The organism is Streptomyces sp. NPDC050485 (assembly GCF_044458185.1).
GTDB lineage: Bacteria > Actinomycetota > Actinomycetes > Streptomycetales > Streptomycetaceae > Streptomyces.
This window is the reverse complement of the sequence record NZ_JBITHR010000008.1, coordinates 333,627-345,881: the sequence shown is the minus strand read 5'-3', so window position 1 is coordinate 345,881 and position 12,255 is coordinate 333,627. Positions and strand designations below refer to the sequence as shown.

At 70.5% G+C, this 12,255-nt stretch carries 12 protein-coding genes; 4 read left to right on the top strand and 8 right to left on the bottom strand.

What is annotated here, in order from left to right; genetic code table 11:
* Positions 1-72 precede the first annotated feature (72 nt).
* Entirely contained in the window at positions 73-2,067 is a 1,995-nt protein-coding gene (locus tag ACIBK6_RS19435; RefSeq protein ID WP_399052491.1) for a GtrA family protein, read from the top strand.
* Between the two features lie 295 nt (positions 2,068-2,362).
* Positions 2,363-3,295 (top strand): UTP--glucose-1-phosphate uridylyltransferase GalU, encoded by a 933-nt coding sequence (gene galU / locus ACIBK6_RS19430; RefSeq protein WP_399052490.1) that lies wholly within the window; start codon positions 2,363-2,365, stop codon positions 3,293-3,295.
* Positions 3,296-3,330: 35 nt separating this feature from the next.
* Here the strand turns inward: galU and ACIBK6_RS19425 are convergent, their stop codons facing one another.
* From ACIBK6_RS19425 to ACIBK6_RS19390, 8 genes are all read right to left on the bottom strand, one after another.
* Entirely contained in the window at positions 3,331-4,353 is a 1,023-nt protein-coding gene (locus ACIBK6_RS19425; protein ID WP_399052489.1) for a TIGR03842 family LLM class F420-dependent oxidoreductase, read from the bottom strand.
* A 12-nt stretch (positions 4,354-4,365) separates the two neighbouring features.
* Positions 4,366-5,769, bottom strand: a complete 1,404-nt coding sequence (gene hydA, locus ACIBK6_RS19420; RefSeq protein WP_399052488.1) for a dihydropyrimidinase — start codon at positions 5,767-5,769, stop codon at positions 4,366-4,368.
* 77 nt (positions 5,770-5,846) lie between these two features.
* Positions 5,847-7,130 carry an aspartate aminotransferase family protein gene (locus ACIBK6_RS19415; RefSeq protein ID WP_399052487.1) on the bottom strand — a complete coding sequence of 428 codons (1,284 nt, stop codon included), beginning with the start codon at positions 7,128-7,130 and terminating at the stop codon, positions 5,847-5,849.
* On the bottom strand, positions 7,127-7,969 hold the full coding sequence (locus ACIBK6_RS19410) for a nitrilase-related carbon-nitrogen hydrolase (protein WP_399052486.1): 843 nt from the start codon (positions 7,967-7,969) through the stop codon (positions 7,127-7,129). Before ACIBK6_RS19410 ends, ACIBK6_RS19415 begins: the two co-directional genes overlap by 4 nt.
* 204 nt (positions 7,970-8,173) lie before the next feature.
* The gene (locus tag ACIBK6_RS19405) at positions 8,174-8,671 is read right to left on the bottom strand and encodes an HAD family hydrolase (protein ID WP_399052485.1); all 498 of its coding nucleotides are present in this window, start codon (positions 8,669-8,671) and stop codon (positions 8,174-8,176) included.
* A gap of 122 nt (positions 8,672-8,793) precedes the next feature.
* Entirely contained in the window at positions 8,794-8,985 is a 192-nt protein-coding gene (locus tag ACIBK6_RS19400; protein ID WP_399052516.1) for a hypothetical protein, read from the bottom strand.
* A gap of 111 nt (positions 8,986-9,096) precedes the next feature.
* Positions 9,097-9,357, bottom strand: coding sequence for a helix-turn-helix domain-containing protein (locus ACIBK6_RS19395; RefSeq protein ID WP_399052484.1), 261 nt, complete (start codon positions 9,355-9,357; stop codon positions 9,097-9,099).
* A gap of 166 nt (positions 9,358-9,523) precedes the next feature.
* The gene (locus ACIBK6_RS19390; protein ID WP_399052512.1) at positions 9,524-9,949 is read right to left on the bottom strand and encodes a winged helix-turn-helix transcriptional regulator; all 426 of its coding nucleotides are present in this window, start codon (positions 9,947-9,949) and stop codon (positions 9,524-9,526) included.
* A gap of 286 nt (positions 9,950-10,235) precedes the next feature.
* On the opposite strand from ACIBK6_RS19390, the gene ACIBK6_RS19385 reads away from it, so the two are divergent.
* Entirely contained in the window at positions 10,236-11,405 is a 1,170-nt protein-coding gene (locus ACIBK6_RS19385) for a thiolase family protein (protein WP_399052483.1), read from the top strand.
* A gap of 82 nt (positions 11,406-11,487) precedes the next feature.
* On the top strand, positions 11,488-12,255 hold the full coding sequence (gene map / locus ACIBK6_RS19380) for a type I methionyl aminopeptidase (protein ID WP_399052482.1): 768 nt from the start codon (positions 11,488-11,490) through the stop codon (positions 12,253-12,255).

Below are 12,255 nucleotides of genomic sequence, written 5' to 3'. Positions count from 1 at the left end.
GATCTTGGGGGCTTGATGCGCGGATAGTATCGCTATTTGTTCACAACGCCTCCATATGCTTACGTTCTCGCCATGCTGCAATCGACGGCCTGGAGCCGAGGCGTGCCCAAGTGGGTGCGCAAGATCTGGCGGGAGGTCGCGGCGTTCGGTGTCGTCGGCGCTCTCGCGTTCGTGGTGGAGACCGCGAGCTTCAATCTCCTGATCTTCGGCTCGTCCTCCTCCGGCAGCGGAGTGCTGGGCGCAGCGCCCGTACTGGCCTCCGCGGTGGCCACCCTGCTCGCGATGGTGGTGAGTTGGTTCGGCAACCGCTACTGGACCTACCGGGACCGGCGCGGCGCCGCCGACCGGCGTGAGGTCACCTGGTTCGTGGCCATCAACCTGGCGGGCATGGCCGTGACCGCCGTCCCGGTCTTCGTCTCCCACGAACTGCTCGGTCTCGGCTCGCCGCTGAGCGACAACGCGGCCCGGCTGGTCGGCTGGGCGGCGGCGACGGTGCTGCGCTTCGTCGCCTACCGCAACCTTGTGTTCACCCACCCTGGAAAGGACTCCGCTCAAGTGCCCGGAACCGTCGGCCGGTTGACCACGACACTGCGCGGCGCCTGGCGGCGCGGCACGCTCTGGCCTTGGTGCCTGGCGGCCATCGCCGCGTTCTGCGGCTTCGCGGTGGAGACCGTCTTCCACCCCGGATACCTGAGCGCGGACAGCGCCGACCAACTGCAGCAGGCGCTGAGGGACCGGCCGGTGACCGACTGGCACCCGCCGGTGCTGGCACTTCTGTGGCGGATCCTCATCGACACCACCGGCGCCATCTCGGCCATGGCCGCCCTGCAGACCGCCGTGCTGTGGGCGTCGCTGTGGGTCCTCGCCCGGCTGGTGTGGAAGAAGACCGGCAGCCGCGGTTTTTCCCTCGCGGTGCTCGCCGTCGGCCTCGCCCCTCAGATCCTGACCTTCACGGGAGTGGTGTGGAAGGACGTGCACATGGCGTACGCGCTGCTCGCGGCCTTCGCGGTGGCGCTCACCGCGCGTGAGCTGCCTGCCGACCGGACCAGGACCCGCTGGGCCCTGCTGGTGCTGGGGGTGCTGTTCCTCGCCTACGCCGTCCTGGTCCGCAAGAACGGTTTCCCCGCCGTGATCCCCGTCTTCGTCCTGCTGGTCCTCGCGGTCTGGCGCTCCCCGGGCCGCCGCCGCTGGCTCATCGCCACCGGTGTCCTCCTCGCGGTCACCGCCGTCGGCAGCGTCGGTGTGTCCGAGGCCACCAGCCCGGTGGCCACCCGCCAGTACGCGCAGATCCCACTGGACGACCTCACCCACGTGCTCACCCCGGACCAGGTGCGCGCCGCCGCCGAACAGGCCGGAGCGAGCGCGGACTTCCGGGACCGCCTGGTCACCACCACCGTCGAGTGCCAGAAGCGGAACATCCCGGCCGACGTGTACTTCAACTGCTACCCGAGGGACCTGTCGCTCGGCGTCACGGAGCTCGGCCGCAATGCCGACGTTCTCGTCCGGATGTGGACGCAGCAGATGCCCAAGCACTGGCAGGGCTACGTCGAGTACCGGGGCCGGGTCTTCGCCAAGCTGCTCTTCCAGGGCAACCTGGCGTTCTACGACGGCTCCGTGACCAAGCTCGACGCCCTGAAGGACGCGCCGGTCAACGAGCCGCTGAAGTTCACCCTGCAGAGCTATGTGACCGGTTTCGCCCGCGACCTGCCCATGCTCTTCGAGGGCTGGTTCTGGCTGGCGGTCTCCCTGGTGTTCGCACTGCGCCGCCGGTGGGCCGGCCCCTACTCCCGGGAGCTCCGACTGCTCGGGGCCAGTTCGGTCCTGTACATCCTCGCCTACCTGCCCACGGCGCCCCAGTCCAACTTCCGTTACGTGTACTGGCCCGCGCTCGCCGGGACCATCGGGCTGGTACTCGTCGTGGGCGGCTACGTGGCGCGCCGCCGCGCGGCAGCCGGCGGCACCGCCGAGGAGACGGACGCCCGTCCCGCGCTGCCGCCGACCGCATCGCCGGCGTCCCCGCAGGCCGCCCCGGCCGGACCTCATGAGGACGCCACCGTCTCCGGGTGACCGTCCGGCCGGAAGTTCCCCCGCGCTACGAGTGCATCGGCCGGGGATCCCTCCCGCCGGGGCCAGGGCCGCCCCGTCCGGTGGTCGTCACGGTGACCGGGTGGTCGCCAGGGTGACCGTCACGGTGACCGAGCCCGAGGAGGGGCCCCGCCGCCGCAGGTAAGGCCGTATCCCGCCATCCTTGCCGTCGGCGCGCCCCTGTTGATGCCGGTCCGGCTCGCATCTCCGGACCGGCCCACGGTTGCCGCTCGGCGAATGACCGGCCCCCTGTACACGGAAGGAAACGCGCACAGCTATGCCGTCACGCACCCCCCGCCTCCGCGCCGTAACCAAGGCCGTCATCCCGGCGGCCGGCCTCGGCACCCGCTTCCTGCCGGCGACGAAGGCCACGCCCAAGGAGATGCTGCCCATCGTTGACAAGCCGGCCATCCAGTACGTGGTCGAGGAGGCGCGGGCGGCGAACCTCACCGACGTCCTGATGATCACCGGCCGGAACAAGCGTGCTCTGGAAGACCACTTCGACCGCAATTACGAGCTCGAAGAGACCCTCATCCGCAAGGGCGACGACGCCCGCCTGGCCCGGGTGCGGGAGTCCAGCGAACTGGCCAGCCCGCACTACGTGCGCCAGCGGGACCCCAAGGGCCTGGGGCACGCGGTGCTCTGCGCCGAACCCCATGTCGGCGACCAGCCCTTCGCCGTCCTGCTCGGCGACGACCTCATCGACCCGCGCGACCCTCTGCTGTCCCGCATGATCGAGGTGCAGGAGCGGTTCGGCGGCAGCGTCATCGCCCTCATGGAGGTCGATCCGGCGCAGATCCACCTCTACGGCTGCGCCGCCATCGAGGCCACCGCCGACGAGGACGTCGTCCGCGTCACCGGCCTGGTCGAGAAGCCCGAGCCCGGCGAGGCCCCCTCCGCCTACGCGATCATCGGCCGGTACGTGCTCGACCCGGCAGTCTTCGAAGCCATCAAGAAGACCCCGCCCGGCCGCGGCGGCGAGATCCAGCTCACCGACGCCCTGCAGGAGCTGACCCACCGCGAAAACGACGGCGGCCCCGTCCACGGCGTGGTCTTCACCGGCCGCCGCTACGACACCGGCGACCGCGGCGACTACCTGCGCGCCATCGTCCGACTCGCCTGCGAACGCGACGACCTGGGCCCCGACTTCCGCGCCTGGCTACGCGACTTCACCACCGCCGAGCTCAACGGTTCACCGAGCGACATGTGAGGTTGCCCAGGTCGAGTCCCCCGGGACCACCGACGTCAGCCCCGCAGCGCCGGAATCACAGTGCCCCCATAGCCGTCGATGACCCGTTCGCGGGCGTCGTGCATCGCGTAAAGCGCGAACTGGTCGACGCCCAGCGCCTTCAGCCGTTTCAGTTTTTCGATGTGCTGGTCGGCAGTGCCGATGATGCAGAAGCGGTCGACGATGTCGTCGGGGACGAAGGCGGTGTCGGGGTTTCCGGAGCGGCCGTGGTGGGCGTAGTCGTAGCCCTCGCGGGACTTGATGTAGTCGGTCAGTTCAGCGGGGACCGCGCCGGAGGAGTCGCCGTACTTCCCCACCAGGTCGGCCACGTGGTTGCCGACCATGCCGCCGAACCAGCGGCACTGGTCACGTGCGTGGGCGATGGAGGCCGGTGAGTCGTCGTCGGTGAGGTAGGCGGGGGCGGCGACGCAGATCGTCACCTCCGCCGGGTCGCGGCCGGCTGCCGCGGCCGCGTCCCTGACCGCCTTGACCATCCACTCCGTCAGATACGGGTCCGCGAGTTGGAGGATGAAGCCGTCGGCCTCCTCCCCCGTCATCTTCAGGGCCTTGGGGCCGTACGCGGCCATCCAGACCGGGAGGTGCGCGTCGGGTTTGATCCACGGGAAGCGGACCTTCGTGCCACCGCCCAGGTCCGCCTCCTTTCCCGACGCCAGGTCCCGGATGACCTTCATCGCGCCGCTGATCCGGGCCAGCGTGTTGGGGTGGCGGCCCGCCACCCGCATCGCACTGTCGCCGCGCCCGATGCCGCAGACGGTCCGGTTGCCGTACATGTCGTTGAGGGTGGCGAAGGTGGAGGCGGTGACCTCCCAGGTGCGGGTGCTCGGATTGGTGACCATCGGGCCGACGATCAGCCGCTTGGTGTTCGCCAGGATCTGGCTGTAGATGACGAAGGGTTCCTGCCACAGCACGGCCGAGTCGAAGGTCCAGCCGTAGCGGAACCCGTTGCGCTCTGCGCGCTTCATGAGGCTGATGACCTGGGCGGCGGGCGGGTCGGTCTGCAGGACGAGTCCGAAGTCCATGGTGTGGTGCTCCTAGCCGAGGTACTGACTGGTGGCGCGCGGGACATAGCAGCCGTGTCCGGCCCGGCCGGTGAACTGGCGCTCGTGGACGACGAGTTCGCCCCGCGACAGCACCGTCTCCACCCGGCCGGTGACCCGCCTGCCCTCGTACGCCGAGTAGTCCACGTTCATGTGGTGCGTCTCGGCGGAGATGACCTGCTCGGCATGCGGGTCGTAGATGACGACGTCGGCGTCCGCGCCCGGGGCGATCGTGCCCTTCTTGCCGTACAGACCGAACATGCGGGCCGGGCTCGCGCAGGCGATCTCGATCCAGCGGCGGCGGGTGATGTGGCCGTCGATGACCGCCTGGTGGAGGAGGTCCATGCGGTTCTCGACCCCGGGAAGCCCGTTGGGGATCTTGGAGAAGTCGCCGCGGCCCAGCTCCTTCTGTCCGGTGAAGCAGAACGGGCAGTGGTCGGTGGACACCACCTGAAGGTCGTTCGTACGCAGCCCGCGCCAGAGCGCCGCCTGATGTTCCTTGGGGCGCAAGGGAGTTGAGCAGACGTACTTGGCGCCCTCGAAATCGGGCTCGGCGAGGTTGTCGGTGGACAGGAACAGGTACTGCGGGCAGGTCTCGCCGAAGACCGGGAGTCCCTTGTCCCGGGCGGACGCGAGTTCCGCCACGGCCTCCTCCGCCGATACGTGCACGACGTACAGCGGAGCCCCGGCGACCCGGGCCAGCTGGATCGCCCGGTGGGTGGCCTCGGCCTCAAGGAGGGCCTTGCGCACCTCGCCGTGATAGCGCGGGTCGGTCTCGCCGCGGGCCAGCGCCTGCTCGACCAGGACGTCGATGGCGATGCCGTTCTCGGCGTGCATCATGATCAGCCCGCCGTTGGCGGCGGAGCGCTGCATCGCGCGCAGGATCTGCCCGTCGTCGCTGTAGAACACGCCGGGGTACGCCATGAAGAGCTTGAAGGAGGTGATGCCCTCCTCGACCAGCAGGTCCATCTCCTTGAGGGAGGACTCGTTGACGTCGGAGAGGATCATGTGGAAGGCGTAGTCGATGGCGCACTGGCCGTCGGCCTTGGCGTACCAGGCGTCCAGCCCGGCCCGCAGGGACTGGCCCTGCGACTGGACGGCGAAGTCGACAATCGTGGTGGTGCCGCCCCAGGCGGCGGCCCGGGTGCCGGTTTCGAAGGTGTCGGAGGCGAACGTGCCGCCGAAGGGCAGTTCCATGTGGGTGTGGGCGTCGACGCCGCCCGGGATGACGTACTTGTCGGTGGCGTCGAGGGTGCGGTCCGCCGTCCAGCTCTCCGCGGCGGCCGAGCCGTGTGCCGCTATGGCAGCGATCCGGCCGTCCTCGATCAGTACATCGGCGTGCGTCTCGTCGGCGGCGGTGATGACCAGGCCGCCACGGATGAGGGTGCGGGTACTCATGGGTGGAGCTCCCTTTCGTACACGTACAAGTTCACGTACAAGTTCACGTACGAGCTCGCGTACAACGACTGCTTGAACTACACGGTGTGCAGGGCGCGTTCGAGGATGGACGCGCCTTCCTCCGCCTCCGCGACGGTGAGCGTGAGCGGTGGGGCGATGCGCAGCACGCTGGTGTCGTGGCCGCCGCCCTTGCCGATGAGGAGGCCGCCTTCGCGGGCCGCTTCGAGCACCGCGGCCGCGGCTTCGGGGTTGGCCTCGTCGGTGCCGGGCTTGACCAGTTCGATGCCGGCCATCAGGCCGCGGCCGCGCACCTCGCGGACGACGGGGAGCTGGGCGGCGATCGCGCGCAGCCGCTCGATGAGCAGTCCGCCGACGCGGCGGGCGTTGCCCTGGAGGTCGTGTTCGAGGAGGTAGGTGAGGTTGGCGAGGCCGGCGGCCATGGTGACCGGGGAACCGCCGAAGGTCGAAATGGAGTTGCTGTCCAGGCAGTTCATGACGTCGGCGCGGGCGACCACGCCGCCGATGGACATGCCGTTGCCGATGCCCTTGGCAAAGGTGAGGAGGTCCGGCGGTCCGCTCTGCGCGTGCGCCTGCCAGCCCCAGAAGTGGTCGCCGGTGCGGCCCCAGCCGGTCTGCACCTCGTCGGTGATCCACAGGATGCCGTGCCGGTCGAGGACCTCGCGGAACGCGGCGTACAGGCCGTCGGGCGGGGAGGTGAAACCGCCCACGCCCTGGATGGGTTCGGCGATCAGCGCGGCCACGCTGCGGGTGTGGCCGAGCAGGTCTTCGAGGTCGGCGACGCAGGCCTCGATGAACTGGCTGTCGCTGAGGTGGGCGTAGGGGCCGCGGGCGCGGACGCCGCCGTGCACGTACAGCGTCTGGAGCGGTGACAGGCTGGTCGGCGACCAGGCGTGGTTGCCGGTGATGCCCACCGTGCTGAAGGAGCGGCCGTGGTAGCTGTTGCGCATCGCGAGGACCTGGCTGGAGCCCCGGTACGCGGTGGCGAGCAGCAGGGCGGTGTCGTTGGCCTCGGTGCCGGAGGTGGTGAAGAAGACCCGGGCGTCGGGAATTCCCGACAACTGGGCGATGCGCTCGGCCAGTTCGACCATCTGCCGGTTGAGGTAGAGGGTCGAGGTGTGGATGATCCGGCCGGCCTGCTCGGCGACGGCCTTGGTGACCTCGGGCAGGGCGTGCGCGGTCATGGTGGTGAGGATGCCGCCGAAGAAGTCGAGGTACTTGTTGCCGTCGGCGTCCCAGACGTGGCGGCCCTCGCCGTGGGTGATCTCGATGGGCTGCCGGTAGTAGAGCGCGAGCCAGTCGGGCAGGACGGCCTGGTGGCGGTCGTGGAGGTGGCGGGTCACGGCTTCACCAGGCCTTCGTAGGCGTCGGGGCGGCGGTCGCGGTAGAACGCCCACTGCTGGCGCACTTCCTCGATGAGGCCGAAGTCGAGGTCCCTGACGAGGAGTTCCTCCTCCTTGTCGCTGGCGACCTCGCCGACGAACTGGCCGCGCGGGTCCACGAAGTAGCTGGTCCCGTAGAAGTCGTTGTCACCGTACTCCTCGCGGCCGACCCGGTTGATGGCGGCGATGAAGTACTCGTTGGCGACGGCGGAGGCGGGCTGCTCCAACTGCCAGAGGTAGCCGGAGAGTCCGCGCGAGGTGGCGGAGGGGTTGTAGACCAACTGGGCCCCGTTGAGGCCGAGTTGGCGCCAGCCCTCCGGGAAGTGGCGGTCGTAGCAGATGTATACGCCGACCTTGCCGACGGCGGTGTCGAAGACCGGCCAGCCGAGGTTGCCCGGTTTGAAGTAGAACTTCTCCCAGAAGCCCTTGACCTGGGGGATGTGGTGCTTGCGGTACTTGCCGAGGTAGGAGCCGTCGGCGTCGATGACGGCCGCGGTGTTGTAGTAGAAGCCCTCGCCCTCGATCTCGAAGACCGGGACCACGATGACCATGCCGGTCTCGCGGGCGAGTTCCTTCATCCGGGTGACGGTGGGGCCGTCCGGTACCGGTTCGGCCCACCGGTAGTGCTCGGCCTCCTGCACCTGGCAGAAGTAGGGGGCGTTGAAGACCTCCTGGAAACCGATGATCTTCGCACCCTGCCGGGCCGCCTCGCGGGCGTGTTCCTCGTGCTTGGCGATCATGGATTCGGTGTCGCCGGTCCAGGTCGCCTGAACCAGTGCGGCGCGCACGACATTGGCCATGAGCTGCTCCTTCGACGGGTCGTCAGCCAGCCAAATCCACACGCGTAGATCCGCGTGTGGATGAGACCGTAAGGCGCGTCACGCACCGTGGCAAGACCATCGCAGTTACGGCGAGGCTAATTACGGCGCCACAGGTCAGACCGGGACGTGGAGGTCGCGGCGCCGCGCCGTGGGCCCGGGCGGGGTGCGGGCCCAGCCTCCGCGTCAGTGGCGGCGCGGTTCGGGGGCCGGGAGGTGGGCCCAGTTGCCGCGGCGGGCGTGCCGGAGCAGGACCGGGTCGTCGCCGACCACCACCGGGTGTCCGACCTCGGCGAGCAGCGGCAGGTCCGCCGCCTCGTCCGCGTAGGCGTACGAGCGGGCGGCCGGGATGCCGTGCTCGCGCAGCAGGTCGCGGGCCGCATAGCCCTTGCCCTGGCCGCGCATGGGGGCCCGCGGCCGGGAGCAGAGCACGGCGTCGGGGCCGAGGTGCCGGACGACCGGTTCGAGCTCGGCGGCGCTCGCGCCGGAGACCAGCACGACGAGGTGCCCGCACGCAGCATGGCCGTGGAGCGCCGCGAGGACGGGCGGATGCCACAGCCGGCCGAGCGGCTCGGCGACGGCGGCGAGGTCGGACGCGGCGAGCAGCGTCCCCTCCACGTCGAAGAAGGCGGCGGCGGGCCGTCGCGCGCCGTTCTCGGGCCGGATGCGGGGGTTCATGTCCATTGATACGGACCATGCCCACCCGCCCACTCAGCTCAATCCAAAGTCTTCAACGTTCTGTTGAACGTCCGGAAACGCTCGGTCCGCGCGGGGGTTTCCGCCGAACCGTACGCGTCCGGCGGGGCTCAGGGGTTCTGCGCGTGGGTCAGCGTCTCCCAGGCGACGAAGAGGTTGTCGGTACCGGCCGGGCGCTGCTGCTCCGCGAGCTCCTCGGTCGCGGGCAGTTCCATGTGCAGCCGGTTGTGGAGGTGGTTGAGCGCGACCTCGACGTCCGGACCCACGGTCCGTACGATCTTGCCGGCGCGGGGCCGGCGCACCCATCTGGTGGTCCTCCACGAACACGGCGATGCCGATGGCCGCGTCCGTCATCGCCAGCTCCCAATTCCCGTTGCGGGGCTCGTGGGTTCAACCGGCGGTGTGCGGGCGGCTCACGCGGCGACTGCCGGCGGGGGCTCGCAGGCGGTCGCGATCTTGTCCATGGACAGGCCGAGGACCGCGGCCAGTGCCGCCACGGTGAAGAACGCCGGGGTCGGGGCGCGGCCCGTCTCGATTTTGCGGAGGGTCTCGGCGGACAGGCCCGCCGCCGCCGCGATCTGCGTCATGCTGCGGTCGCCCCGCGCCGAGCGGAGCAACCGGCCGAGTCGCTCGCCGCGTTCACGCTCTTCGGGGGTGAGAGGAGTGCGGACCATGTGGCGATTCTAGGGGGTGTCCGGTGCGTCAGGGTGGGACATGACCCACCGGGCACCCCCTTGGGGGTGCCGGGTGGCACGGCCTCGGCCATGAACGGTCGGGCACGCGGGTCCGGCCCGGCACCCGGCACCGCACCCCGCCCGCGCGGGGCCGCCCGGCGTCGCGTCACTCGGGTCCCTGCGCCGACCAGCCCGGCACCTGGAACCGTACGGTCGTGTCGGAGCGGTGCACCTCCTCGCCGCAGCAGCGGCACATCAGCGCCGGGTCGAGATCCGCCCCGCACTTGTGCCGCCACACCGTCGGCGGCACCTCGGCGAGGTGGCGGTCGCCCCAGTCCATCAGCATCAGCAGGACCGGGCGCAGCTCCTGTCCCGCGCGCGTCGCGCGGTACTCGTAGCGAGCCGGGCGTTCGCTGTAGAGGGTGCGCTCCAGGACGCCCGCGTCGACCAGGCCGCGCAGCCGAGTGGTCAGGATGTCGCGCGGGGCGCCGATGTTCCTGGCGATCGCGTCGAAGCGGTGGACGCCGAGGAAGACCTCGCGCAGGACGAGCAGGGAGTACTTCTCGCCGACCACCGCGAGGGTGTCGGCGATCGAGCACGGGCGCGGGTTCTTGCCCCGAGGGCCCCGTGAGGAACGGGAGGATCGGGAAGCCCCCGAGGGCTCCGAGGCCCCCGAGGTGCCGGACAGTTGCCCGGCGGCGCTTCGGGACGGCTTCGCCCCGGCACTCCGCGAGGAGGGGCGTTTCTGCGGCTGGTCGGACGCGGTCATGGCCCCACCGTAATCGAGCCGCACCCAGTCCGTTGGATTTTCCTACCCACAGGGTTACAGTGAGTCCAGTTTTCCAACCTACTCGCGGGTACAGCCGAGGGAGCACATCATGCGTGACGCCGTGATCGTGGCAGCCGTACGTACACCGATCGGCAGGGGGAAGCCGGGCGGGGCCCTCTCCGGGACCCATCCGGTCGAGCTGCTCGCCCACACCCTGCGCGCCCTCGTGGAGCGCAGCGGCATCGACCCGGCGCTCGTCGACGACGTCATCGGCGGCACCGTCGACCAGGTGGGCGAGCAGGCCATGAACACCACCCGGTACGCCTGGCTGTCGGCCGGGTTCCCGGACTCCGTGCCCGCGACGACGGTCGACCGGCAGTGCGGCTCCTCGCAGCAGGCCGTGCACTTCGCCGCGCAGGGCGTGATCTCTGGGGCGTACGACCTGGTCGTGGCGTGCGGCGTCGAGTCGATGAGCCGGGTGCCGATGTGGTCCAACGTGCCCGCCGGGAAGGACCCGTTCGGGCCGGGGGTCGCCGCGCGCTACCCGGAGGGTCTGGTCCCGCAGGGGATCAGTGCCGAACTCATCGCCGCCAAGTGGTCGATCGGGCGGGGCGCGATGGACGAGTTCGCCACGGCCTCGCACCAGAAGGCCGCCCGCGCCTGGGACAGTGGCCTCTTCGACGCCGAGACCGCACCGATCGCGGGCCTCACACGCGACGAGTCGGTACGCCCCGCCACCACCCCCGAGATCCTCGCCGGGCTCAAGCCGTCGTTCGTGGACCCCGGGTTCGGCGAACGCTTCCCGCAGATCGACTGGTCGGTGACGGCGGGCAACAGCAGCCCGACCAATGACGGCGCCTCCGCGGTCCTGATCACCTCCAGCGAGACGGCTGCCCGCCTGGGACTGCGCCCGCTCGCCCGGCTGCACAGCTTCGCGGTGACCGGCTCCGACCCGGTCCTGATGCTGACCGGGGTCATTCCGGCGACCGAGAAGGTGCTGCGCAAGGCGGGGCTCGGCCTCGGCGACATCGATCTCTTCGAGGTCAACGAGGCGTTCGCGAGCGTGGTCCTCGCCTGGCAGCAGGAGACCGGCGCCGACCCGGCGAAGGTGAACGTGCACGGCGGCGCGATCTCCCTCGGCCATCCGCTCGGCGCGAGCGGCACCCGGCTGATGACCACGCTGGTGCACGCCATGCGCGAACGCGGGGCGCGCTACGCACTCCAGACCATGTGCGAGGCGGGCGGCCTCGCCAACGCGACGATCCTGGAGGCCATCTGACGACTTATCAGCAATGATCCCTGCCCCGGGAGTACGAACCCCCCGGCACCGACCCCATTCAAATACCGGTATAGTAATGGGAATGGTAGAGATCAAGAGCGACGTACAGATGGATGCGATGCGCGAGGCCGGCCGTGTGGTCGCGAACGCCCTGGCCGCGGCGCGGGAGGCGGCGGACGTCGGCGTGTGCCTCACCGAACTCGACGCCGCCGCACGGGAGATCCTGGCGAAGGCGGGCGCCGCCTCGCCCTTCCTGGACTACCACCCCGAGTTCGCGCCCGTCCCCTTCCCGGCGACCGCCTGCGTATCCGTCAACGACGCGATCGTGCACGGCATCCCGGACGGCTACCGGCTGCGCGACGGCGACCTGGTCAGCGTCGACTTCGGCGCGGTGCTCGACGGCTGGGTCGGGGACTCGGCGATCAGCTTCACGGTCGGCCGGGCCGAGCCCGCGGACGTACGCCTCATCGAGACGGCGTTCCAGGCGCTGGACGCCGGGATCGCGGCGGCGGTCGTCGGCAACCGCATCGGCGACATCGCGCACGCGATCGGGCAGGTGTGCCGGGGCGCGGGTTACGGCATCCCGGACGGGTTCGGCGGGCACGGCGTGGGCCGGCACATGCACGAGGATCCGGCCGTGCCCAACGAGGGCCGGGCCGGGCGGGGCATGGTGCTGCGGCACGGGATGGTGCTGGCGATCGAGCCGATGCTGATCGCCGACGGGAGTGACGGCTACTACCCGGCATCCGACGGCTGGACCCTGCGCACGCTGAGCGGGGCACGGGCCGCGCATGCCGAGCACACGGTGGCCGTCACCGATGCCGGGCCCCGCATTCTCACCCTGCCCTAG